The following is a 21,806-nucleotide window of genomic DNA, read 5'->3' as shown; positions in this document are numbered from 1 at the left end:
ATCCGGGCCCCATAGCCGCAGGACCCTGGCGGGCACGCTGGTAGCCCCAGCGCGCGTCGACAATGAACAGTCGGGGTAGCGGGCCCTCCCGGCTTTCGCCAGGACGACACCGAGATTGTCTGAGCTTTAACCGCCCGCGTCCATATCGCCCGCCTCGCGCTGGCCGCTGAGCCAGAGCGCGAGCAGGGTCCAGAACGCGCCGGAGAGCAGATACGCACCCGAAGCGATCACGCCGAGATTGGTGGCGAGCAGCAGCGCGACGAGCGGAGCGAAGCCGGCGCCGAACAGCCAGGCCATGTCAGAGGTCAGCGCCGATGCCGTGTAGCGATACGCCTGCTTGAAGTTCGAGGCGATCGCACCCGAGGACTGGCCGAAGGAGAGGCCCAGCAGGATGAAGCCGATCACCATGTAGATGGTCTCGCCGAAAGCGCCGGCATCGAGCAACTGCGGGGCGAAGCCGCTGTAGATCGCGATCGCGATCGCCGATCCCATCAGCAGCGACTTGCGGCCGACGCGGTCGGCGATGATGCCGGAGGCCACGATCGCGGCGACGCCGAACACGGCGGCGACGATCTCGATGATCAGGAAGCGCACCGGGCTCTCGCGGGTGAAGAGGAACACCCAGGACAGCGGAAACACGGTGACCATGTGGAACAGCGCGAAGCTCGCCAGCGGCGCGAATGCGCCCAGCATGATGTTGTGGCCTTCGCGCGCGACAGTGTCGGAGATGCGCGAGGGCTGCAATTCGCGGGTCTCGAACAGCGAGGCATATTCTTCCGTCGTCACCATGCGCAGGCGCGCGAACAGCGCCACGACGTTGATGGCAAACGCAACGAAGAAGGGATAGCGCCAGCCCCAGTCGAAGAAATCGTCGGCCGAGAGGTTGCCGGCGAAATAGGCGAACAGCGCGCTCGCCACGATCAGCCCGAGCGGAGCGCCGAGCTGCGGCACCATCGCGTACCAGCCGCGCTGGGACGCCGGCGCGTTCAGCGCCAGCAGCGAAGCCATGCCGTCCCAGGCGCCGCCCCAGGCCAGACCCTGCGCGATGCGCGCCAGCGCCAGCAGCCAGATCGCGGCAACGCCGATGTCGTGATAGCCGGGCAGGAAGGCGAGCGCGACGGTGGCGGTGCCGAGCAGGAACAGCGCCGAGACCAGCTTGGCCGTCTTGCCGTACTCCCGGTCGATCGTCATGAAGATGACGGTGCCGATCGGACGGGCCAGGAACGCCAGCGCGAAGATCATGAAGGAATAGAGGGTGCCGGTCAGCTCGCTCGTGAACGGGAACACCAGGCGCGGGAACACGATCACCGAGGCGATCGCGAACACGAAGAAGTCGAAGAATTCCGAGGTGCGCCCGATGATGACGCCGATGGCGATCTCGCCGGGACTGGCTTGGTCGTGGCCGTGCTCGCCCGAGTGGAGGTCTGCCATTGCGGGGGTTTGTGCCGTCGCCATTCGTGCGCCCTTAACGTCCTGAAAACCAAAACCGACGGCCCGGCGGGGAGCCGGGCAATCCGACCCTGTCTGGCCCAACCTTCCGCACTGCAACATTGGACAAATTGTCCAATGTCCTGATTGCTGCGTCGCAGCTACCCGTTGGCCCCGCAAAGGAAACTCATTCTCAAAGGCTCGGCCCGTGTCTCGTCTCAAGATCCTGGCGCTACTACCCTTGGCGGTTGCGCTCAGTGGCTGCAACTACATCGTGCTGGCACCCGCCGGCGACATCGCTGCGCAGCAGCGCGACCTCGTCATCATCTCCACCGTCCTAATGCTCCTGATCGTCATCCCCGTGATGGCGCTGACGGTGCTGTTCGCCTGGCGCTACCGCCAGTCCAACACCTCGGCACGCTACGAGCCGGAATGGGATCACTCGACCAAGCTCGAGCTGGTGATCTGGTCGGCGCCGCTGCTGATCATCGTCTGCTTGGGCGCGCTGACCTGGATGGGCACGCATCTGCTCGACCCCTATCGCACCCTCGGCCGCATCAAGGCGGAGCAGGCCGTGGACCGGTCCAGGGCCCCGCTCGAGGTCGATGTCGTCGCGCTCGACTGGAAGTGGCTCTTCATCTATCCGGACTACGGCATCGCCACCGTCAACGACCTCGCCGCTCCCGTCGATCGTCCGATCAACTTCCGCATCACGGCGTCCTCGGTGATGAACTCGTTCTACATCCCCGCGCTCGCCGGCCAGATCTACGCGATGCCGGGCATGGAGACCAAGCTCCACGCGGTCGTGAACCACGCCGGCACCTACAAGGGCTTCTCCGCCAACTACAGCGGCGCCGGCTTCTCCGGCATGCACTTCAACTTCCAGGGCCTCGATGACAAGGGCTTTGACGCCTGGATAGCGCAGGCCAAGTCCGCCGGCGGCTCGCTTGGCCGGGCGGAATATCTCCAGCTCGAAAAGCCCACCCAGAACGAGCCGGTGCGGCGCTGGGGCACGGTCGATTCCGATCTCTACCGCCTGATCCTCAACATGTGCGTCGAGACCGGCAAGATGTGCCAGAGCGAGATGATGGCGATCGACGCCACGGGCGGTCGCGGCCATGAGGGTCTGAACAACACCCTGCCGCTCACTTACGACAAGTACGCCCGCCGCGGCACCCCGCTCGGGCCCGAGCCGACCTTCGTCGCCGGCACCTGCACGCCGGATGCGCCCCAGGGCCAGACCACGGCATCGATCAAGGCTCCGACCGACATCGCGCCGCTCACCGGCGCCGGCCTGAAGCGGCCCACCTTCACGCCGCTGAAGTCCTCGTCCTTCTTCCTCGGACAGCGTCCGAAGTCAGACTCCTAAAGAGAACGCGCATGTCTCCTGATCTTCTCAAGCTCATCTTCGGCCGGCTCGGCCTCGAATCGCTGCCGCTGCACGAGCCGATCGTCGTCGGCACCTTCGTGGTGGTCGCGCTCGGCGGCGCCGCGCTGCTCGGCGGCCTCACCTATTTCCGCCTCTGGGGCTACCTCTGGCGCGAATGGTTCACCACGGTGGACCACAAGCGCATCGGCATCATGTACATGATCCTCGGCATCGTGATGCTGCTGCGCGGCTTCGCCGACGCGTTGATGATGCGCGGCCAGCAGATGCTGGCCTTTGGCGGCTCCGAAGGCTATCTCAACGCCCATCACTACGACCAGGTCTTCACCGCCCACGGCGTGATCATGATCTTCTTCGTGGCGATGCCGCTCGTCACGGGCCTGATGAACTACGTGGTGCCGCTGCAGATCGGCGCCCGCGACGTGTCGTTCCCGTTCCTGAACAATTTCAGCTTCTGGATGACGGTCGGCGGCGCGGTGCTGGTGATGGCCTCGCTGTTCATCGGCGAGTTCGCCCGCACCGGCTGGCTGGCTTATCCGCCGCTGTCCAACATCGGCTACAGTCCTGACGTCGGCGTCGATTATTACATCTGGGCGCTGCAGGTCGCCGGCGTCGGAACGACCTTATCCGGCATCAACTTGATCTGCACCATCGTCAAGCTGCGCTGCCCGGGCATGACCATGATGAAGATGCCGGTGTTCACCTGGACCTCGCTCTGCACCAACATCCTGATCGTCGCCTCTTTCCCGGTCCTGACCGTCGTGCTCGCGCTGCTCTCGCTCGACCGCTACGTCGGCACCAACTTCTTCACCAACGATTTCGGCGGCAGCCCGATGATGTACGTGAACCTGATCTGGATCTGGGGCCACCCCGAAGTCTACATCCTGGTTCTCCCGGCCTTCGGCATCTTCTCGGAAGTCACCTCGACCTTCTCCGGCAAGCGCTTGTTCGGCTACACCTCGATGGTCTACGCCACCGTCGTCATCACCATCCTGTCGTACCTGGTCTGGCTGCACCACTTCTTCACGATGGGCTCGGGCGCCAGCGTCAACTCGTTCTTCGGCATCACCACGATGATCATCTCGATCCCGACGGGCGCGAAGATGTTCAACTGGCTGTTCACGATGTATCGCGGCCGCATCCGCTACGAGCTGCCGATGATGTGGACGATCGCCTTCATGCTGACCTTCGTGATCGGCGGCATGACCGGCGTGCTGCTCGCGGTGCCGCCGGCCGACTTCGTGCTGCACAACAGCCTGTTCCTGATCGCGCACTTCCACAACGTGATCATCGGCGGCGTGGTGTTCGGCGCCTTCGCCGGCATCAACTACTGGTTCCCGAAGGCGTTCGGCTTCAAGCTCGATCCGTTCTGGGGCAAGATGTCGTTCTGGTTCTGGGTCACCGGGTTCTACCTGGCCTTCATGCCGCTCTATGTGCTCGGCCTGATGGGCGTGACCCGCCGCCTGCGCGTGTTCGACGATCCGTCCCTGCAGATCTGGTTCGTCGTCGCCGCGATCGGTGCCCTGTTCGTCTTCATCGGCATCCTCTCGATGCTGATGCAGTTCGCGGTGAGCCTGCTCAAGCGCGAGCAACTCAAGGACGTCACCGGCGATCCCTGGGACGCGCGCACGCTGGAATGGGCGACCTCCTCGCCACCGCCGGACTACAACTTCGCCTTCACCCCCGTCGTTCACGACAATGACGCGTGGTGGGACATGAAGAAGCGCGGCTACCAGCGCCCGCTCACCGGGTTCAAGCCGATCCACATGCCGAGCAGCACCGGCACCGGCGTCATCCTCGCCGGCCTCGCCACCGCGATGGGTTTCGGCCTGATCTGGTACATGTGGTGGCTGGCGGCCGCGAGCTTTGTCGCGATGCTCGCCGTCGGTATCGGTCACACCTTCAACTATCACCGCGACTTCGACATTCCGGCTGAAGACGTCATCCGGACCGAGGACGCGCGCACCAAACTGCTCGCCGGAGCCAAGTAAATGACCATCGCTGTCAATCCCGCGCAAGCCGGCGAGCCGCTGTTCTATCTCGCCGACGAACATCCGCATCCGGAAGGCTACAGCACCTCGCTCGGCTTCTGGATCTACCTGATGAGCGACTGCCTCATCTTCGCGATCCTGTTCGCCACCTTCGGCGTGCTCGGCGGCAATTACGCCGCCGGACCCGCGCCGAAGGACCTGTTCGACCTGAACCTGGTCGCGGTGAACACCTCGATGCTGCTGCTGTCGTCGATCACGTACGGTTTTGCCATGCTGACGATGCAGCAGAACAAGATCGCGCAGACGCAGATCTGGCTGGCGATCACCGGCCTGTTCGGCGCCGCGTTCATCGGCATCGAGCTCACCGAGTTCGCCCACATGATCCACGAAGGCGCTACCCCTCAGCGCAGCGCCTTCCTGTCCGCCTTCTTCACCCTGGTCGGCACCCACGGCCTGCACGTCAGCTGCGGCCTGATCTGGCTGGTGACCCTGATGGTGCAGGTCGGGAAATTCGGCCTGATCGAGGCCAACCGCCGCCGCCTGATGTGCCTGTCGATGTTCTGGCACTTCCTCGACGTGGTCTGGATCGGCGTCTTCACCTTCGTCTATCTCCTGGGAGTTCTGCGATGAACACCGATACTCACGCTGCCGGCGCGCACGACCATCACCACGGCGACAGCCACGCCCACAGCACGTTCTCGGGCTACATGCTCGGCTTCGTGCTTTCGGTCGTGCTGACCGCGGTCCCGTTCTGGCTGGTGATCAGCGGCGTGCTTCCGAGCAAGCAGATCACCGCGCTCGTCATCATGGCCTTCGCGGTCGTGCAGATCGTCGTGCACATGATCTACTTCCTGCACATGAACACGACGTCGGAGAACGGCTGGAGCATGATGGCGCTGATCTTCACCATCGTCATGGTGGTGATTGCGCTGTCCGGTTCGCTGTGGGTGATGAGCCACCTCAATAGCAACATGATGCCCATCCACCAGATGAGCGGGATGAAGTGAGCGACAGCCTGACGTGAGCAAGACTGGGACCGTGACGAGCAAGGCAGACCGGACGCGCGGCAAAACTGCGCGTCCGCGCCTGTGGCTCACGGTCCTCTCGCTCACGGCCTTTGCAGTTCTGGTCGCGCTCGGCGTCTGGCAGATCGAGCGTCGCGCCTGGAAGCTGGCGCTGATCGATCGCGTCGAGCAGCGCGTCCATGCCCCGGCCCAGCCGATCCCCGCGCCCGCGGCGTGGCCCTCAATCACCGCCGCGAGCGACGAATACAGGCATGTCAGCGTCACCGGCCGCTTCCTCCATGACCGCGAGACGCTGGTTCAGGCCGTCACCGAGGAAGGCCCCGGCTATTGGGTGCTGACGCCGCTTCGGCGCGGCGACGGCACCCTGGTCCTGGTCAACCGCGGCTTCGTGCCGACCGAGCGGCGCGACGCATCGACGCGCCAGGCCGGCAATCCCGAGGGCCAGGTCGCGATCACCGGCCTCCTGCGCATCACGGAGCCGAAGGGCGGTTTCCTCCGCGACAACGTCCCCCAGCACAATCGCTGGTACTCGCGGGATGTCGCTGCGATCGCGGCGGCGCGCGACCTCCACGAGGTCGCACCCTTTTTCGTCGATGCCGACGCCGGATCACAAACCGCCGGCGGCCCCATCGGCGGATTGACCGTGATCCGCTTTCCCAATAACCACCTGATCTATGCGCTGACGTGGTTTGCCCTGGCCTTCATGCTGGCGGGTAAACTTTTCGTCACATTCGGCGGCGGGCTGTTCCGCCGCAGGCGCTTCGTCCACGAACCGGCCGGCGGCCCCGATGCCGCCGCCCGCAGGACGGGATCAGATGCTGGAACGATCGTCGAACAGGCCTGACGACGGAGTAAGGCAGTCGCTCGCCCAAACTGGCGGACTGGCCGTCACACTGCAAGCGCACGCGGATACGCGCAGCGAGCTGATCGGCAATGCGCCGACGGACGACGAGACCAACCGCAAGAACATGGCGCTGCTGATCCAGCTGCGCTGGACCGCAGTGGTCGGCCAGATCGTGACCATCGGCAGCGTGCATTTCTGGCTCGGCATCCCGCTGCCGCTGGAGCGGATGGGCGCGGTGATCGGCGCGCTGGTGCTGCTCAATGTCTCGAGCCTGGTCTGGGTGCGCCATAGGGCCGCGATCTCCAGCAACGAGCTGCTGGTCGCCTTGATGCTCGATGTCGCCGCGCTGACCGCGCAGCTTTACCTCAGCGGCGGCGCCACCAATCCCTTCACCTCGCTGTTCCTGCTGCAGGTGACGCTGGCTGCCGTGCTGCTCGACGCCCGATCGACCTGGTCGCTGGTGGCGCTGACCTGCGCATGCTTCGTCTGGCTTACCTTGGCCTACCGGCCCCTCGACCTGCCGCCGAATCCGCTCAGCGAAACCTATACGCTCACCGTCGCCGGCATGCTGCTTGGCTTCGCGCTCAACGCCGTGCTGCTAGTGGTGTTCGTGACCCGCATCAACAGGAATTTGCGCGACCGTGACGCGCATCTGGCGGCACTGCGCCAGCATGCGGCCGAGCAGGATCACATCGTCCGCATGGGCCTCCTGGCCTCCGGCGCGGCCCACGAGCTCGGCACGCCGCTGGCCTCGCTCTCGGTCATCCTCAGCGACTGGCGCCGCATGCCCGACCTTGCCGCCAAGCAGGAGCTCGCCGAGGATCTCGCGGAAATGGAAACCTCGCTGCAGCGCTGCAAGTCGATCGTGACGGGCATCCTGGTATCGGCCGGCGAAGCCCGCGGCGAAGGCTCCTCGCCGACGACGGTGACGGCGTTCGTCACCGCGCTGGTCGACGAATGGCGCAACGCCCGTTCGGCGCGCACGCTCTATTTCGTCAACACGTTTGGCGAGGACGTCGCGATCGTCTCGGACGTCGCGCTGAAGCAGGTCATCTTCAACGTGCTCGACAACGCCTACGAAGTCTCGCGGGAGTGGGTCGAGTTACTGTCCGAGCGCGAGGGCGACAATCTCGTGCTGTCGATCTCCGACCGCGGCCCGGGCTTCGCGCCGGAGATGCTGGCGCAGCTCGGCAAACCCTATCAATCGAGCAAGGGCCGCGCCGGCGGCGGACTCGGCCTGTTCCTGGTGGTGAATGTGGTGCGCAAGCTGGGCGGCAGCGTGACCGCCGAGAACCACAGGAAGCGCGGCGCCACCGTGCGGCTGACGCTGCCACTCGCAACGCTTGCGATCGGAGGCAGCTTTGACGCCTGACCGTTCGCTCATCGTCGTCGAGGACGACGAAGGCTTTGCGCGCACGCTGAAGCGCTCGTTCGAGCGCCGCGGCTACGAGGTCGTGATCGCCGCCTCGATCGAGGAGGTGCGCAAGGTGCTGGAGGAACGCTCCTTCGGCCATGCCGTGGTCGACCTCAAGCTCGGCGGCGCCTCGGGGCTCGCCTGCGTCGAGCTGCTGCACACGCACGCCGAGGACATGCTGATCGTGGTGCTGACCGGCTTTGCCAGCATCTCCACCGCCGTCGAAGCGATCAAGCTGGGCGCCTGCCACTACCTCGCAAAACCCTCCAACACCGACGACATCGAGGCCGCCTTCCACAAGGCCGAAGGCAACGCCGAGGTCGCGCTCGACGCGCGGCCGACCTCGATCAAGACGCTGGAATGGGAGCGCATCCATCAGACCCTGATCGAGACGGACTTCAACATTTCTGAAGCGGCGCGACGATTGGGGATGCATCGCAGGACGCTGGCAAGGAAGCTGGAGAAGCGGCCGGTGAAGTGAGGCAAGGCGCGTCTCTCGCCTTCCCGGCCTAGTGCGCAATTGCGCACTAGGCCGGGACGACACTGAGTTTGTCGAGCCGTCATCGCGGACGGCGCCTCATCACCCTACGAACCCCAAACAAAAAGCCCGGCCGAACGGCCGGGCTTTTGATCTCTTGCGATCGGCGCGGGACGCTTACGCAGCCTCGTCGGCGACGGTGGTGTCGTCGCCATCGGTATCGTCGGTATCACCGCCCTCGACATCGCTATCAGCCTCGCCCTCGGCGGCTTCCGCCTTGGCGTTGGCGCGGCGCGGGCTCTTGGCGAGCTGGGCCTCGATCTCCTTGACCGCTTCGGTCTCGGTCGAGTGCTGCACCACCGCGATCTCCCGGGACAGACGATCGAGCGCCGCTTCATAGAGCTGGCGTTCAGAGTAGGACTGCTCCGGCTGAGAGTCCGAGCGATAGAGGTCGCGCACGACCTCGGCGATCGCGACGATGTCGCCCGAATTGATCTTCGCTTCGTACTCCTGAGCGCGGCGCGACCACATGGTGCGCTTGACGCGGGCGCGGCCCTTGAGGGTCTCCAGCGCCTTCTTGACCAGCGCCGGCTCGGACAGCTTGCGCATGCCGACGTTGGCGACCTTGGCGGTCGGAACGCGCAGCGTCATCTTGTCCTTGATGAAATTGATGACGAACAGCTCGAGCTTCGCACCGGCGATCTCCTGCTCCTCGATGGCCAGGATCTGGCCGACGCCGTGGGCGGGATAGACGACGAATTCGTTGGCCTTGAAGCCCTGACGCTGGGTCACGACCTTCTTTTCCTCAACCTTCGGAGCAGCAGCGGGCTTTGCGGCCGGCTTGGCAGCAACGGGAGCTTTGGCAGGAGCAGCAGCAACAGGGGCCTTCGGCGCGGGCTTGGCAGCGGGAGCCTTGGCAGCAGCAGGCTTGGAAACGGTCGCTTTCGCGGCCGGCTTTGCAGTCTTGTTAGGCATTGCGCTTCTTTTGTTCTTCGAGGACTTTGCAGCCGGCGCCTTCGTCGCGGTCCGACCCTTGGATGCGCTACGGCTGGCCGCGGCGACTTTTTTGGCCTCCTTGCGGGAAGCCCTCGCTGAAGTACTCTTTTTACGCGTTTTCTGTGACACAGCCTGCGCGCGGAAACTGCCACGCCCCTGTTCGACATTTGGTTTCACGGGAACCCAGAGGGGCCAACGCGGCTGACGGGGTTCGGCTTAATGTGCCCAATATAGCACATTTCCCGCAAAAATCAATGATTTAGGGGTCTTGAGAGCTGGTTTTCGGCGCTAACGTAGGTATTAGGGTTAAGTTTGGGCGGGAATTAGTCCCCCGAGCCCGGGTTCGGAGAAAAATACTTCTCGAACTTGCCTTCCATACCGTCGAATTCCTTCGCGTCGGCAGGTGATTCCTTCTTCTGGGTGATGTTCGGCCAGCTTTTGGCGTAATCGGCGTTGACCTGCAGCCACTTTTCCAGCCCCGGTTCCGTGTCCGGCTTGATGGCGTCGGCGGGGCATTCCGGCTCGCACACGCCGCAATCGATGCACTCATCCGGGTGGATGACGAGCATGTTGTCGCCCTCGTAGAAGCAATCGACAGGGCAGACCTCGACGCAGTCGGTGTACTTGCACTTGATGCAGTTTTCAGTGACGACGTAAGTCATCCAACGCTCCGAAAAGCTCTTTCAAAAGTCGCGGCTTGCGTAGCGCGGATGGCCCGGCGCCGCAAGGTCGGCAAGGCCCGATCATGACGGCTTTGTGTGTTTGATCGACCAAGAAATGAATACGAAGCGCAATTAATTGCGCTTTGCTTCATTCAGCTCCTCGTAGAGCACGCGCGCCGAGGCGGCATCGCCGCGGCGCGCGTTGAAGCCGGTGACCTTCAACACGCGCACGGTGCGGTCGAGGGCGATGGTGAGGACGTCGCCTAGCTTGACCGCGTGTCCCGGCGAGGTCTCGCGCGCGCCGTTGATGCGGACGTGTCCCGATACCACCAGCTCGGCCGCGGAGGTGCGTGCCTTCACCACCCGCGCGTGCCACAGCCATTTGTCGAGACGCTGCCGCTCGGTCGTCGTGGCACTACTCCTTGCGCCCCGAGAGCTGCTCCTTCAGGGCGGCGAGTTTTGCGAAGGGTGAGTTCGGATCGATGGGGCGATCGCGCTCGCGCGGGTTCGCGCTCGAGGCGTAGGGACGCAGCGAGGGGCCCGACTCGCGATCGCGACGATCGCGGCCCTTGTCGCGGTCGCGGCCACCGCGGTGCTCGCGGCCGCTGTCGCGATCGCCGGGCTTGCCCTTGCCGCGATCACGATCCTTGCCCTCGAAGCGGCGATTATTGTCGCTGCGCTGCTCGCGGCGATCGCCGCCGCCCTCTTCGCGGCCCTTGCGGAAGTCCTTGCGATGTCCGCCATGACGATGGCCCGGCTTCGCGCCTTCGGCGGCTTCGCCAGGCAGGGCGCTCGCTGTACCGGGTGCAGCGCCAGCTTCGGCACCGGCCTGCGGACGCGGCTGATGATGGTGACGCTGGTGGCGATGGCGCTCGTGGCGCGGCTTGCGATCTTCGTGACGGCCACCGGGACGCCAGACCTCGACCAGCTCGGGCTCCGCGGGCGCGGCTGCGGCTTCGACAGGCGCGCAGGCATCGGGCGATGCGGCGGCTTCCGTGGCCGCAATCTCGGCCGGAGCCGCGTCAACGGGTGCTGCGGGCTCTTCAGCCGGTGGCGCGATGCCGGGAGCGTCTTCTGCCGTGACGGGCGCTTCGGGAGGCGCTTCGAGCGCCGGCTCCTCATGAGCGGGCTCATCGTGCTGCTCCATGCCGGGCGCGTCTTCGACGGTGACGGCTTCGGCGGACACAGCCGCCTCTTCCGGCAAGCCTGCTACGGCCTCCGCGGCGGTCTCGGTTGACGTCTCCGCGCTGCCTTCAGCGGGCGGCGTCTCGGCGACCACCGTCTCGGCAGCGGTCGCTGCGGGCTTCACCGGCAGCGGCGGACGCTTCTCCATCCGATAGCCGAGGGCGCGCAGCACGGAGGCGAAATCCTCGCCCGCGGAGCCGGTGAGCGAGGTCATCGCCTGCGTCACCACGAAGCTGCGGCCGTCGAACGCGCCGGCGGGCTTTTCGCCGGGCGAGTTCTCGCGCCAGGCCAGAGCGGGGCGGATCAGATCGGCAAGACGCTCCAGGATGTCGACGCGCACGGCGCGCTCGCCGGCCTGCTTGTAGCCGAGCACGCGATAGGCATCGCGCGGCAGAGCCTTGTCGACCGGGAACGAGGTGCGGCCGGATGATGCGAGATGCTGCGCGCCCGAGAGCGAGGACAGATCGACATTGTCCTGCTTCAGCGCCCAGAGCAGCGCGGCGAGCGCACGCGCGGCGGGCTTGAGCAGGCCGGGGAAATAGATGTGATAGGCGCCGAAGCGGACGCCGTACTTGCGCAGCGTCGCGCGCGAGGGCTGGTCGAGATCCTTCAGCTCGTTCGCGATTCTGGGACGCTCGAGCACGCCGAGCGCCTCGACGAGCTGATAGGCGATGCCGCGGGCAATGCCGGTGACGTCCTCGGCCTTCGAGAGCTCGAACATCGGCCCGAGCAGCTTCTCGATATGCGTCTTGACCCAGAGGTCGAGCCGCGCCTGCACCTTCTCACGCGGGCCGCCGGTCAGGCGCTCGTCGGAGATGATGCGGATGCGCGGATGCAGCGCGTCCTCTGCGGCCGACAGCCGCGCCACGGCATCGCCGGTCCAGCGGATGATCCCTTCGGAGGTCAGCACGAACTGCTCGTCCGGCGCGTTGCCCAGTTTTTCGGCGCGCGTGTTGATCTCGCCGGCGAGCACCGCTTGCGCTGCAGCCTGCAAGGCTTTCGCATCGGAGCCGGCCTCCGCCGCATCCGGTGCAAAGGTGAAGCCGTCGAGGCGGCCGATGGCATGGCCTTCGACGATGACTTCGCCGGTCTTGCCGATTTCAGTATTCAAGCTCGTGTTCTCCCGCAGGCGGCGCATCAATACACTGGTCCGACGATCAACGAAACGCTCAGTCAAGCGTTCATGGAGCGCATCCGATAATTTATTTTCGACCTCCCGCGTGATCCCCTGCCAGCGTTCGGGGTCTTTCAGCCAGTCCGGGCGGTTGGCGACGAAGGTCCAGGTGCGGATCTGTGCGATCCGGGCCGACAGTGTGTCGATGTCGCCGTCGATGCGGTCGGCCTGCTCGACCTGCGCGGCGAACCAGGCGTCGGGAATGCATCCCTTCCGCATCAGGAAGCCGTACAGCGTGGTCACCAGCTCGGCGTGAGCGGCCGGCGACAGTTTTCGGTAATCGGGGACCTGGCAGGCCTCCCAGAGCCGCTCCACCGCGGCCTTGCCATGCGCGATATCGCGCACCTCGACGTCGCGGGCGGCATGATCCAGCACGCGCATGTCCTCGGCGATCGGCGCGCGCGTCAGCGCCTCGTGCCCGGGCGGCAGGTTCAGCGACACCTGGAGCGCGCCGAGCGAGGAGAAGTCCAGCTTCGCGTTGCGCCATTGCAGCATCTTCACGGCGTCGAAGGTGTGGTTCTGCAGCGCGTTGACGAGCTCGGGCTCGAAAGGCGCGCAGCGGCCCGTGGTGCCGAAGGTGCCGTTGCGCGTGGCGCGGCCGGCGCGGCCTGCGATCTGCGCGAATTCCGACGGGGTCAGGCGGCGGAACTGGTAGCCGTCGAACTTGCGGTCGGAGGCAAACGCGACGTGGTCGACGTCGAGATTGAGGCCCATGCCGACCGCGTCGGTGGCAACGAGATAATCGACATCGCCGTTCTGGAACATCGCCACTTGCGCATTGCGCGTGCGCGGCGAGAGCGAGCCGAGCACGACGGCGGCGCCGCCATGCTGGCGGCGGATCAGCTCGGCGATGGCGTAGACTTCATCCGCCGAGAACGCGACGATGGCGGTGCGGCGCGGCTGGCGCGTGATCTTGCGATCGCCCGCGAATTCGAGGCTCGACAGGCGCGGCCGCGTGATCATGGACACGCCGGGCAACAGGCGCTCGATGATGGGGCGCATCGTCGCGGCGCCCAGCAGCAGCGTCTCGTCGCGGCCGCGGCGGTTGAGGATGCGGTCGGTGAAGACGTGGCCGCGCTCGAGATCGGAGGCGATCTGGACCTCGTCGACGGCGAGGAAGGAGACGTCGAGGTCTCGCGGCATCGCCTCGACGGTGGAGACCCAGTAGCGCGGGTTCTTCGGCTTGATCTTCTCCTCGCCGGTGACCAGCGCGACGCTCTCCACACCCGCGCGATCGGCGATCTTGTTGTAGACCTCGCGCGCGAGCAGGCGCAGCGGCAGCCCGATCATGCCCGAGGGATGCGCCAGCATCCGCTCGATGGCGAGATGGGTCTTGCCGGTGTTGGTCGGCCCGAGCACGGCAGTGACGCCCGCGCCGGGCACTCGATCGTGAAGGGCGCGCTCGGAAGCGAAGGGAGAGGGAGAGAAGGCCATGTCTAGGGGATTAGGTAGTGCCGATTTGGGCGAATGTCAGTGCTGTTTGGGGCGGTGAGGCGACTTGCGGAGTGTCGGCCATGTCTCCGAACGCGGAGCGGCCACCCCAACTGCTGTCATCGCCCGGCCCGACCGGGCGATCCAGTCCGCCAGGCGATCGTGACTGGACCGAGAAGCCGCGGCGTACTGGATGCCCCGGTCAAGCCGGGGCATGACAGCGCAGTGTGCAGGAGCCCCTCCCCAAACCCCGCGCAACTGTCTCACTTTGCGACGCTTTTTCCGTTCTCTTTAAGCTTCGGAACGACTCTAGAACGAATCGCGGCCGAATCGCTGACTCCCCGTTGAATCCTGTTCCGTTCACGCAACATGTCGCGGGACTCGTCTTGGGCGCGCACTAGATGGAGTTTTGCCCCGCCGTACAAGCGACGTTTCGCTGGCGCGTTTCTTAAAATTGGGGACGGCGCGGAGTCGAATCAGAATCGGGTCGGAGTCAAATGGATTCCCGGATCGGGGCCGCCAAAACAAAACTGCGAAAACGACCCCATGCACAGTAGAAAGGGACGAGTGGCCGCATCCGGCCTGACAACGCCCAAGGCATTGAAGCGGCTTGCTTTCTTACCCCCTCCCTCCGAGGGGAGGATAAGCGCACCCTACTGCGTCTTTGCCACCCTTGGCGGCTGGGGGGAGCTGATGAAGCTGGTCGCTTCCAGCATCGCGGGTCCCAGCGGGGTCGGCACTTTCAGCCAGAATGGAACCAGGATGCGCGTGCCCGCGACCGGGGCGAAGGCGATCTCGATGTTGCGCTGGGCGGCGAGGTATTTGATCACGGGGCGGTCGGGGATGTAGCCGGCGACCGGCACGAAATAGAGCGCGCAGACCACGACCGGGCCACGATATCCCTTCTCCGCCTTCACCGTCTCCATGCGCTTGAAATCGAGCTTGAGATCGTAGCGCATGCGGCCGTCGAACACGGGCGCTGCGTTGTGGCAGGCCTCGGGCGTAACAGGATCGCCGGTGCCGGGCACGCGCAAGAGCGAGGCCGTCATCGGATCCCAGACGCCGCGGCGATGCGCGTCGGTGACGACGATGCGGTCAGGGTCGACCGGCGGCTCCGGCTCGATGCCGAACTCCTTCACATTGCCCTTGTCGAGGGTGATGCGGATGCTTTCCGTCTTCTTCGAGGTGATGGTGGAGGCCTGGTAGCCGGTCGCAACCAGCGCGCCGTTGACGACGCGCCCCTGCGAGGCGCCGGTGCCGGACCCGCCCGCGAACGATTTCAGCAGCCCCGTGGTGCCGCCCGAGGCCGCGGCCGCGAACACGTCGTCCTGGATGTCGATGTTCCAGGCGCCCTTGCCTACGGGAATGCCCGCCAGCGTCGCCTCATACTGCGCCTCGAGCTTGCCCTGCGCGGCCGCAGGCCTCGCCCCCCACGACAGGACCAGCCCGCACAAGGCCGCGAACGCCAGCCGGCCGGCCGCACGCAGCCGGGGCAGGTAAGGGGTCAGGATATCCACGAAGCCATCCAATGGGGCCGTCCGGCCTTGCTAGTTAAGCCAAAAATCGCGGCAAGCAATCCGCCCCAAGTGCAAAACACCGGGAACTCCACCGGACTCTTCGGGGGCGAATACGCCCTTTATGTGATGGTAAGGCGTTTCAATCATTGCCGTTTTGGTGATCGGGGTGTGACGCGGGGGCGCACCTCTCCCCGCTACCTCCGCTGCCTCTTCCCCTTCTCCCCGCGTGCGGGGAGAAGGTCGGGATGAGGGGGCTCTCCCCGGAGGAAGGTGAGAGTCGAGCACCCAACCGCCCCCACCGCCGCGGAGCCTCCCCCTCGCCCGGAATTCGCGCTATTCGCGCGCATTCCGGCCTCTCCCCGCACGCGGGGAGAGGCGAAAAGACCGCCCAAATCCTTGACTACCCGCCCCTTCCCCCCTATACGTCCGCCCGCTCCCTGCAAGGACAGAGAATTTGCCCTGTGGCGCCCCGAATGGCGGCCGCAACTCGTTTGGGGCTCGAACTGAAGGATTTGTGACATGTCTCGCCGCTGCGAACTGACGGCCAAGGGCCCCCTCGTCGGCCACAAGGTCAGCCACTCCAACATCAAGACCAAGCGCCGCTTCCTGCCGAACCTCGTCAACGTGACGTTCATCTCGGAAGCCCTGGGCCGCAACGTGCGCCTGCGCGTCTCCACCAACGCGCTCAAGAGCGTCGACCACAATGGCGGCCTCGACGCCTTCCTGCTCAAGGCCAACGCCGACGCCCTCTCGCCGCGCGCAGTCGAGCTGAAGCGCGCCATCCAGAAGAAGGTCGGCGACGCGCCGGCGAAGAAGGCCAGCTAAGACAATTTACCGTTAGGGCGGGGGCTAAGTCGCGTCGCGTAAGCTTAGCCAGTAGAGTTTTGCGTGGCGGCCGGATCGAAAGATCCGGCCGTTTTTGTCTAATGTGATCTTAAGCAGCATTGAGCTTCTTGCGCTCGAGGGACTTGGTTGCGACCATGTAGACTCCTATGCGGCAACCCCTCACCGAAAAACCTCGTCATCTGCCGTGACGGCACCGGCAACGAGATCTCGGAGAACATCTCCAACGTCCTGAAGCTCTATCGCCGCCTGCGCAAGACGGACAAGACGCAGCCGCGGCAGATGGTGCTCTACGACCCCGGAGTCGGCTGGGCGACGCCCCCCGTAAACATCCCCCTCGCCCGTTAACCGGCCATTAACCAACGCAGCCTAGCCTGCGGTAATCGTCCAGCCATCATTAGCTCGAAATGCCTTCCCGGTTCGCTCCAGGAGAAGCGCCGATGTGCGTTGAGTTGTTGACGTATGCCGATCTCGGTGCCCGCCTCGATATCTCGCGCGAGGCCGCGCGGTCGCTGGCGCGACGTCGCCGCCTGCCGCGCTCGCGCTCGGGGGACGGCAAAGCCCTGGTCAGCGTCGATCTCGCCGCGCTCCGGTACACGCCCCGCCCGCGAAAGGGCCGCCGGGCAGACCCCGTCGATGCCTCCATGGCAAGGATCGAGGCCATCAAGATCGGGGCCTTCAAGGCGGAGATCGCGCGGCTCGAAGACGTCGCGGCCGCCTACAGGGCCGTGTTCGAGCGCGAGCGCGAGCGTGCCGATCGCCTCGCCGTCGAGCTGACGCAGGCGGCCGCCGAAACGACGGCCGCCAATGCGTGGGCGGCACGACTGGAGGACGAAGTGACGGCGCTGCGGAGCGATCGCCGCCCTGTCGGGACGATCGCGGGATACGCCGCGCGCCGATTGGGACATCTGGCCGCTTCCATCGTGCAAGCCGACCGGGCGGCCAATGCGCGATGAGATCATCGGTAAATCGTCACAGGTAGCACTCGAGACTTTCTTTAATTGCCGGCTTGCCGGAGCAATCGCGAGGGAAGAATGACTGGCAATACCGATATCCATGAAATGAAGGCTCGCATCGTCGTGTTCGGCGTCGGCGGCGCCGGCGGCAATGCCGTCAACAACATGATCACGGCCGGGCTTCAAGGGGTCGAGTTCGTGGTCGCCAACACCGACGCACAGGCGCTCGCGATGTCGAAGGCGAAGCACCTCATCCAGCTCGGCACGAAGGTGACCGCAGGCCTGGGCGCCGGCTCGCAGCCGGAACTGGGACGCGCCGCGGCCGAAGAGGCGATCGACACGATCCGCGAGCAATTGACCGGCGCGCACATGGTGTTCGTGACGGCCGGCATGGGCGGCGGCACCGGCACCGGGGCTGCACCCATCGTCGCCAGAATCGCGCGCGAGCTCGGCATTCTCACCATCGGCGTGGTCACCAAGCCGTTCTACTTCGAGGGCCAGCGCCGCATGCGCTTTGCGGAAGCCGGCATCGAGGAGCTGCTGAAGACGGTCGACACCCTCCTGATCATCCCGAACCAGAACCTGTTCCGGGTGGCCAGCGAGAAGACCACGTTCGCCGATGCCTTCGCCCTTGCCGACCAGGTGCTCTATTCGGGCGTGGCCTGCATCAGCGACCTCATCGTCAAGGAAGGCCTGATCAATCTCGATTTTGCCGACGTCCTCTCCGTCATGAAGGAGAAGGGCAAGGCCATGATGGGACGGGGCGAGGCTTCCGGCGAGAAGCGCGTGCTCGCCGCCGCCGTGGCCGCGATCTCCAATCCGCTGATCGAGAATCCCTCGATCAAGCGTGCCAGTGGCCTCATCATCTCCATCACCGGCGGCAAGGACCTGATGCTGTACGAGGTCGACGAAGCCGCGACCCGCATTCGCGACGAAGCCGACCCGGACGCCAACATCATCGTCGGTGCGTCGTTCGATGAAAGCCTCGAAGGCATCGTCCGCGTCTCGGTGGTTGCGACCGGAATCGACAATCTCGATCCGGCGCAGGCGCTGCCGGTGGAAACCGCCCTCACCCAGCTTGCCGGCAAGCTGCGCAACGACGGCCGTCGCATCGCTGATCGCATCGAGCGCAGTGCCCCGCTGCCGCAAGCGGGAAGCCCGCCGCTGCGCCCGCAGCCGCACCACCCCGTGGGGCCGCCGGCAAGGCCGGGGCTGGATTATGCGCGGCAGGCGGCGCTTCAGCCGCTCGATCCTTACGGGCGCGCGCCTGCGCGCAATGCGCCCGACGAGGCCGTTCTCGATATCCCGGCCTTCCTGCGCCGCGCCGCCAACTGAGCGGCGGCGAGCGGGGGAGTTACCTGCTCGGCAACCAGCGCGCCCAATAACAGCTCGTCATCCCGGGGCGCGACGAAGTCGCGAGCCCGGGATCCATAACCATCATCGTGAGTATAGATTCCGGGCTCGCGCCGAGAGGCGCGCCCGGGAATGGCGGTGTAAAGCAGTCATTCTCCCGCTATGGCGGGCGCCTCACCATCAAGGTGATATCTCGCCGCGCACCCCGTCCTGATCCCGACGGCCCGCCTCAAGCGGGCGTCTCGAAGGATGCGCCGCAACGACCAGCCGCCGATGCTTCACGCCGCCGTGCTGCGCGGGCTTTCGGCGGCGTCCTTCCTGTCCGTCTCCTTGTCGCGAGACAGCCACGCCGGAAAACGAAGCAGGCGCTCGTTGGTGTCCTTTGGCAGCTCGATGGGCGGCGCTTCAATGGCCGAACTCGGCAGGTCCAGCGCTGCCTGTCCGGTTCGCACCGCATCCGCGCGCTGATCCAGTTCGCGGAGCAGGGGACCGAGCACGCTGTCGATCTCGGTCGCCACCGACACCAGGAAACTATTGAGCTCGCGCGCCTCAGGCACGATCGCCGCAGCCTGCTCGATCGCCCTCGAGAGACCATCGACGACAGGCGCAAACGCGCCGGCGGCCTGCTTGATTCGCGTCTTGATCGCTTCGACCTCGCTCAGGACGCGCTCGCGCTCCCGCCTTTTCTTTTCCTCCGAGAGACGGGCTTCGATTTCGGCGATCTGGGCCGCCAGGGTCGTGGCTTCGGATGCGAGCGCATCCCGTCTTCCGCGCGCGCGATCGAGATCCCGGCTGAGATTGTCCACTAAGTCGTCCTTTCCGAACATGGCTTTGCTCCGTAGGACAGGCGCTTTGCCCTGTAGGACGGCCCTGGCGCGAACCGCCAGCCTCGCCACCGACCGGATGGCCGGATCGGCCGAAGCAGGCATCAACCTCAGTCTCGTCACATGGGCCGACATGGTGATCCCCCCATCTTCGACATTAGGCAACCGCATGGTTAACAGGCGGTTAACGTCAACAGAGGATGCGGCCATGGGGCTTGCGTTTCCGCCCGCTCGCCCCGGTAGCATCACGCGGCCGCGGTAGCCCTCCCCTACCCGCGAAAATCAATGCTCCGCAGCACGATGCCCGGCGGGGTGCCTTCGAACTCGCAGGCGCGGTACTTGCTGGCGGCGCAGGCCTCGATGCGGTCGCGCAGGCGGGTGAACTGGGCTTCGCGGTGCTCGGGAGCGACCTTCGGGCCGCGTTCGAGATCGTCCAACGCGGAAGTCGAGATCGCGCAACCGATCTCCCGCGAGCCGTCCTGCATGGAGAACAGCACGATCATCCGGTCGTATTCGAGGCCGATGTAGCGGCCGCTGCTGAGGGTCATGGGGTTACTCCTTCACGCGGGTTGCTTCTCGAGAACCGCCGCGGCGATGCGCTCCGTTTCCCGCTTGCGGGCAAGCGGGAGAGGCGTCCCCGCAGCCGCCTTCAGCTCTCCCCGTTGAGCCGCGCGAAGTCGTCGAACAGCGCGGCAACCAGCGCGCGGTGGCGGGTGTCCTCGACGGGGAGACTCGCGGCATAGAGGTTGAGCAGGTAGCGCGCCTTCACCGCGGCCTCGGGCCAGGAGGCCGCGGGCACCGTCATCAGGCGGTTTTCGAGATCGGCCTCGCGCTCGCGCAGCTGCCTGACATTGCTCTCGACCTCGGCCAGCGCGCGGCGCAAATCGGTTGCCTTCTGCGCGGCCATGCCGCGATGCTTGTCGAGATCGACGGGGTGGTCAGTCATTGGCGACCCTCGCGTCGATTGCTATCGCATCCGCAAGGTCGATCGCGCGGATCGACAGCATCTCGACCGAACCGAGCACGCCCTCCACGGGCACGATGATCGACGTGCCGACGCGGCGCCAAGCCGAGAAGGTTTCAGCTTCGATCGTCTCCTCGTCGGCGATCACCTGATAGGCCCCCGCCGGCAGCACGCGCTCGATGCCGTGGATGCGGAACGGATGCTTGAACGTGACGGTTTCCCGCCGCGAACGGATGGTCATGCACGCCTGCCTTGCTGCGAGAGCGGGCCCCAAACCGACGCCGGCGATTGCGACCATGCGCTTGTCGCGCAGCAATAGCCAGCACAATCGTCACAGGAGCCATTTCCGTTCCGATCAAATCGGAACGGGCTCCGGTTCTTGTTTCGACGCGTTTTCTTCACGCGAACCGGTAGCCACTTCGCTCGAAAACGCTTTGGTTTTCTGTTTCGACGCGTTTTCTTCACGCGAACCGGTAGCCACTTCGCTCGAAAACGCTTTGGCTGCACGCGCGGCCTTTTAGTCCTCGCTATTGGCGCGCGGCAGGCGTAGGCTTGCCTGCATCACCGCTCTTCCGCTACGGCATCACCGGTGACTGAGGGTCATGTGCGCTCCCGCCGGGAAATCAGCCGTTGGAGCATGCGATGCCGCGTCTACGCGCCTCTGAGTGGATGGTTCCGCCTGACATCGTGCTGCTGTTCCTGCTGCTTCTCGTCTGCGCGGCGGCTCTGCTCAATGGGTAGAACCACGCGCGTGCCCTGGCTCGTCGGCGGAACGAACGAATATGGCAGCGCCAATCTCGGCCGCGGCAGCGCCACCGTCGCGCTGCGGCTGGCCCGCAAGCTGCTGCGCGACGGCTACATGGACGTGCGCATCTGCACACCGCGCGGGCGCGTGCTGCAGGCGGACGAACTCGGCGAACTCGAACCACAGGAGAGCGACATGGCCAAGGGACAGCAACGCGGCAACCGCGAAGCCAAGAAACCGAAAAAGGACAAGGCCAAGGTGATCGCCGCGGCGCCGAGCCGCAAGGAGGCGGCCTGGCAGCCGGATTTCGGGCCGGCGAAGAAGAAGTAGGGGCGGAGAAGGCGCGCATGGCCTTCCCTTCTCCCCTTGTGGGAGAAGGTGCCTTTCCGAAGGCAAGGCGGATGAGAGGTCTCTCTCCCGGAATTCTGACGCGAGAGATGAACACGCGGAGAGAGACCCCTCACCCGTCTCGCCGCTGGAGCGGCGAGCCACCCTCTCCCGCAAGGGGAGACGGACAACCACCGCTGTCTCCACTCCGTCGCGCTTTTCCGCTATACTCGCCCGGGTAGCATTTCCCGGAGAGGCGGAC

Annotated in this window: 21 protein-coding genes and 1 pseudogene; 12 read left to right on the top strand and 10 right to left on the bottom strand. The window is 65.5% G+C overall.

The features are described from left to right. Window positions 1-126 precede the first annotated feature (126 nt). Window positions 127-1,455, bottom strand: coding sequence for an MFS transporter (locus tag ACRQ5Q_RS02950; protein ID WP_439372611.1), 1,329 nt, complete (start codon window positions 1,453-1,455; stop codon window positions 127-129). A gap of 181 nt (window positions 1,456-1,636) precedes the next feature. Between ACRQ5Q_RS02950 and cyoA the strand changes: the two genes are divergently transcribed. The 7 genes from cyoA to ACRQ5Q_RS02915 are packed head-to-tail and all read left to right on the top strand — an operon-like array spanning window position 1,637 to window position 8,570. Continuing rightward, window positions 1,637-2,797 carry a ubiquinol oxidase subunit II gene (gene cyoA, locus ACRQ5Q_RS02945; protein WP_439372610.1) on the top strand — a complete coding sequence of 387 codons (1,161 nt, stop codon included), beginning with the start codon at window positions 1,637-1,639 and terminating at the stop codon, window positions 2,795-2,797. A gap of 11 nt (window positions 2,798-2,808) precedes the next feature. Beyond that, window positions 2,809-4,806 carry a cytochrome o ubiquinol oxidase subunit I gene (gene cyoB, locus ACRQ5Q_RS02940; protein ID WP_439372609.1) on the top strand — a complete coding sequence of 666 codons (1,998 nt, stop codon included), beginning with the start codon at window positions 2,809-2,811 and terminating at the stop codon, window positions 4,804-4,806. Beyond that, the gene (gene cyoC, locus ACRQ5Q_RS02935; protein ID WP_439395926.1) at window positions 4,807-5,436 is read left to right on the top strand and encodes a cytochrome o ubiquinol oxidase subunit III; all 630 of its coding nucleotides are present in this window, start codon (window positions 4,807-4,809) and stop codon (window positions 5,434-5,436) included. Then, window positions 5,433-5,813, top strand: a complete 381-nt coding sequence (gene cyoD / locus ACRQ5Q_RS02930) for a cytochrome o ubiquinol oxidase subunit IV (RefSeq protein WP_439372607.1) — start codon at window positions 5,433-5,435, stop codon at window positions 5,811-5,813. The genes cyoC and cyoD overlap by 4 nt, the downstream gene beginning before the upstream one ends. A gap of 13 nt (window positions 5,814-5,826) precedes the next feature. Beyond that, window positions 5,827-6,675: an SURF1 family protein gene (locus ACRQ5Q_RS02925; RefSeq protein WP_439395925.1), complete on the top strand. Its 849-nt coding sequence runs from the start codon at window positions 5,827-5,829 to the stop codon at window positions 6,673-6,675. Then, the gene (locus tag ACRQ5Q_RS02920; RefSeq protein WP_439395923.1) at window positions 6,647-8,047 is read left to right on the top strand and encodes an ATP-binding protein; all 1,401 of its coding nucleotides are present in this window, start codon (window positions 6,647-6,649) and stop codon (window positions 8,045-8,047) included. Before ACRQ5Q_RS02925 ends, ACRQ5Q_RS02920 begins: the two co-directional genes overlap by 29 nt. After that, the gene (locus ACRQ5Q_RS02915; protein ID WP_439372604.1) at window positions 8,037-8,570 is read left to right on the top strand and encodes a response regulator transcription factor; all 534 of its coding nucleotides are present in this window, start codon (window positions 8,037-8,039) and stop codon (window positions 8,568-8,570) included. Before ACRQ5Q_RS02920 ends, ACRQ5Q_RS02915 begins: the two co-directional genes overlap by 11 nt. A gap of 174 nt (window positions 8,571-8,744) precedes the next feature. Here the strand turns inward: ACRQ5Q_RS02915 and ACRQ5Q_RS02910 are convergent, their stop codons facing one another. The 5 genes from ACRQ5Q_RS02910 to ACRQ5Q_RS02890 form a co-directional block, all read right to left on the bottom strand. After that, complete coding sequence (locus tag ACRQ5Q_RS02910; RefSeq protein ID WP_439395921.1) at window positions 8,745-9,542, bottom strand: CarD family transcriptional regulator; 798 nt, start codon at window positions 9,540-9,542, stop codon at window positions 8,745-8,747. A 344-nt stretch (window positions 9,543-9,886) separates the two neighbouring features. Next, window positions 9,887-10,225, bottom strand: a complete 339-nt coding sequence (fdxA, locus tag ACRQ5Q_RS02905) for a ferredoxin FdxA (RefSeq protein WP_018643465.1) — start codon at window positions 10,223-10,225, stop codon at window positions 9,887-9,889. Window positions 10,226-10,357: 132 nt separating this feature from the next. After that, window positions 10,358-10,588 carry a S4 domain-containing protein gene (locus tag ACRQ5Q_RS02900; RefSeq protein ID WP_439372602.1) on the bottom strand — a complete coding sequence of 77 codons (231 nt, stop codon included), beginning with the start codon at window positions 10,586-10,588 and terminating at the stop codon, window positions 10,358-10,360. 52 nt (window positions 10,589-10,640) lie between these two features. Then, the gene (locus ACRQ5Q_RS02895) at window positions 10,641-14,018 is read right to left on the bottom strand and encodes a helicase-related protein (protein ID WP_439395919.1); all 3,378 of its coding nucleotides are present in this window, start codon (window positions 14,016-14,018) and stop codon (window positions 10,641-10,643) included. A gap of 650 nt (window positions 14,019-14,668) precedes the next feature. Further along, window positions 14,669-15,532, bottom strand: a complete 864-nt coding sequence (locus ACRQ5Q_RS02890) for a DUF3108 domain-containing protein (protein ID WP_439395917.1) — start codon at window positions 15,530-15,532, stop codon at window positions 14,669-14,671. A gap of 519 nt (window positions 15,533-16,051) precedes the next feature. On the opposite strand from ACRQ5Q_RS02890, the gene rpmB reads away from it, so the two are divergent. From rpmB to ftsZ, 4 genes and pseudogenes are all read left to right on the top strand, one after another. Continuing rightward, complete coding sequence (gene rpmB / locus ACRQ5Q_RS02885; RefSeq protein ID WP_439372599.1) at window positions 16,052-16,357, top strand: 50S ribosomal protein L28; 306 nt, start codon at window positions 16,052-16,054, stop codon at window positions 16,355-16,357. A gap of 147 nt (window positions 16,358-16,504) precedes the next feature. After that, window positions 16,505-16,699, top strand: a pseudogene (locus ACRQ5Q_RS02880) (T6SS phospholipase effector Tle1-like catalytic domain-containing protein); the annotation flags it as partial. A gap of 116 nt (window positions 16,700-16,815) precedes the next feature. Further along, a complete protein-coding gene (locus tag ACRQ5Q_RS02875) occupies window positions 16,816-17,331 on the top strand; it encodes a hypothetical protein (protein WP_439395915.1) in 516 nt (171 codons plus the stop codon). 78 nt (window positions 17,332-17,409) lie between these two features. After that, on the top strand, window positions 17,410-18,666 hold the full coding sequence (gene ftsZ / locus ACRQ5Q_RS02870; RefSeq protein ID WP_439395913.1) for a cell division protein FtsZ: 1,257 nt from the start codon (window positions 17,410-17,412) through the stop codon (window positions 18,664-18,666). A gap of 296 nt (window positions 18,667-18,962) precedes the next feature. Here ftsZ and ACRQ5Q_RS02865 read toward each other — a convergent pair whose 3' ends face one another. From ACRQ5Q_RS02865 to ACRQ5Q_RS02850, 4 genes are all read right to left on the bottom strand, one after another. Continuing rightward, entirely contained in the window at window positions 18,963-19,511 is a 549-nt protein-coding gene (locus tag ACRQ5Q_RS02865; RefSeq protein ID WP_439395911.1) for a hypothetical protein, read from the bottom strand. Window positions 19,512-19,777: 266 nt separating this feature from the next. Then, window positions 19,778-20,056, bottom strand: a complete 279-nt coding sequence (locus tag ACRQ5Q_RS02860; protein WP_439372591.1) for a DUF1488 domain-containing protein — start codon at window positions 20,054-20,056, stop codon at window positions 19,778-19,780. Between the two features lie 101 nt (window positions 20,057-20,157). Further along, window positions 20,158-20,454, bottom strand: coding sequence for a hypothetical protein (locus ACRQ5Q_RS02855; RefSeq protein ID WP_439372590.1), 297 nt, complete (start codon window positions 20,452-20,454; stop codon window positions 20,158-20,160). Further along, window positions 20,447-20,713, bottom strand: a complete 267-nt coding sequence (locus ACRQ5Q_RS02850) for a hypothetical protein (protein WP_439372589.1) — start codon at window positions 20,711-20,713, stop codon at window positions 20,447-20,449. The genes ACRQ5Q_RS02855 and ACRQ5Q_RS02850 overlap by 8 nt, the downstream gene beginning before the upstream one ends. Before the next feature lie 492 nt (window positions 20,714-21,205). On the opposite strand from ACRQ5Q_RS02850, the gene ACRQ5Q_RS02845 reads away from it, so the two are divergent. Next, window positions 21,206-21,547, top strand: a complete 342-nt coding sequence (locus ACRQ5Q_RS02845) for a hypothetical protein (RefSeq protein WP_439372588.1) — start codon at window positions 21,206-21,208, stop codon at window positions 21,545-21,547. Window positions 21,548-21,806 lie beyond the last annotated feature (259 nt).

It is taken from the genome of Bradyrhizobium sp. PMVTL-01, from assembly GCF_051861855.1.
Classification (GTDB): domain Bacteria; phylum Pseudomonadota; class Alphaproteobacteria; order Rhizobiales; family Xanthobacteraceae; genus Bradyrhizobium.
Note: the sequence above shows the minus strand (reverse complement) of the source record. Positions and strands in the feature narration are given on the sequence as shown.

Bases quoted from the DNA above. Each gene is read 5' to 3' on its own strand.
- ACRQ5Q_RS02950 (WP_439372611.1), bottom strand. From the start codon at position 1,455: ATGGCGACGGCACAAACCCCCGCAATGGCAGACCTCCACTCGGGCGAG.
- cyoB (WP_439372609.1), top strand. From the start codon at position 2,809: ATGTCTCCTGATCTTCTCAAGCTCATCTTCGGCCGGCTCGGCCTCGAA.
- cyoC (WP_439395926.1), top strand. From the start codon at position 4,807: ATGACCATCGCTGTCAATCCCGCGCAAGCCGGCGAGCCGCTGTTCTAT.
- cyoD (WP_439372607.1), top strand. From the start codon at position 5,433: ATGAACACCGATACTCACGCTGCCGGCGCGCACGACCATCACCACGGC.
- ACRQ5Q_RS02920 (WP_439395923.1), top strand. From the start codon at position 6,647: ATGCTGGAACGATCGTCGAACAGGCCTGACGACGGAGTAAGGCAGTCG.
- ACRQ5Q_RS02910 (WP_439395921.1), bottom strand. From the start codon at position 9,542: ATGCCTAACAAGACTGCAAAGCCGGCCGCGAAAGCGACCGTTTCCAAG.
- fdxA (WP_018643465.1), bottom strand. From the start codon at position 10,225: ATGACTTACGTCGTCACTGAAAACTGCATCAAGTGCAAGTACACCGAC.
- ACRQ5Q_RS02895 (WP_439395919.1), bottom strand. From the start codon at position 14,018: ATGGCCTTCTCTCCCTCTCCCTTCGCTTCCGAGCGCGCCCTTCACGAT.
- rpmB (WP_439372599.1), top strand. From the start codon at position 16,052: ATGTCTCGCCGCTGCGAACTGACGGCCAAGGGCCCCCTCGTCGGCCAC.
- ACRQ5Q_RS02875 (WP_439395915.1), top strand. From the start codon at position 16,816: ATGTGCGTTGAGTTGTTGACGTATGCCGATCTCGGTGCCCGCCTCGAT.
- ftsZ (WP_439395913.1), top strand. From the start codon at position 17,410: ATGACTGGCAATACCGATATCCATGAAATGAAGGCTCGCATCGTCGTG.
- ACRQ5Q_RS02865 (WP_439395911.1), bottom strand. From the start codon at position 19,511: ATGTTCGGAAAGGACGACTTAGTGGACAATCTCAGCCGGGATCTCGAT.
- ACRQ5Q_RS02860 (WP_439372591.1), bottom strand. From the start codon at position 20,056: ATGACCCTCAGCAGCGGCCGCTACATCGGCCTCGAATACGACCGGATG.
- ACRQ5Q_RS02855 (WP_439372590.1), bottom strand. From the start codon at position 20,454: ATGACTGACCACCCCGTCGATCTCGACAAGCATCGCGGCATGGCCGCG.
- ACRQ5Q_RS02850 (WP_439372589.1), bottom strand. From the start codon at position 20,713: ATGACCATCCGTTCGCGGCGGGAAACCGTCACGTTCAAGCATCCGTTC.
- ACRQ5Q_RS02845 (WP_439372588.1), top strand. From the start codon at position 21,206: ATGGGTAGAACCACGCGCGTGCCCTGGCTCGTCGGCGGAACGAACGAA.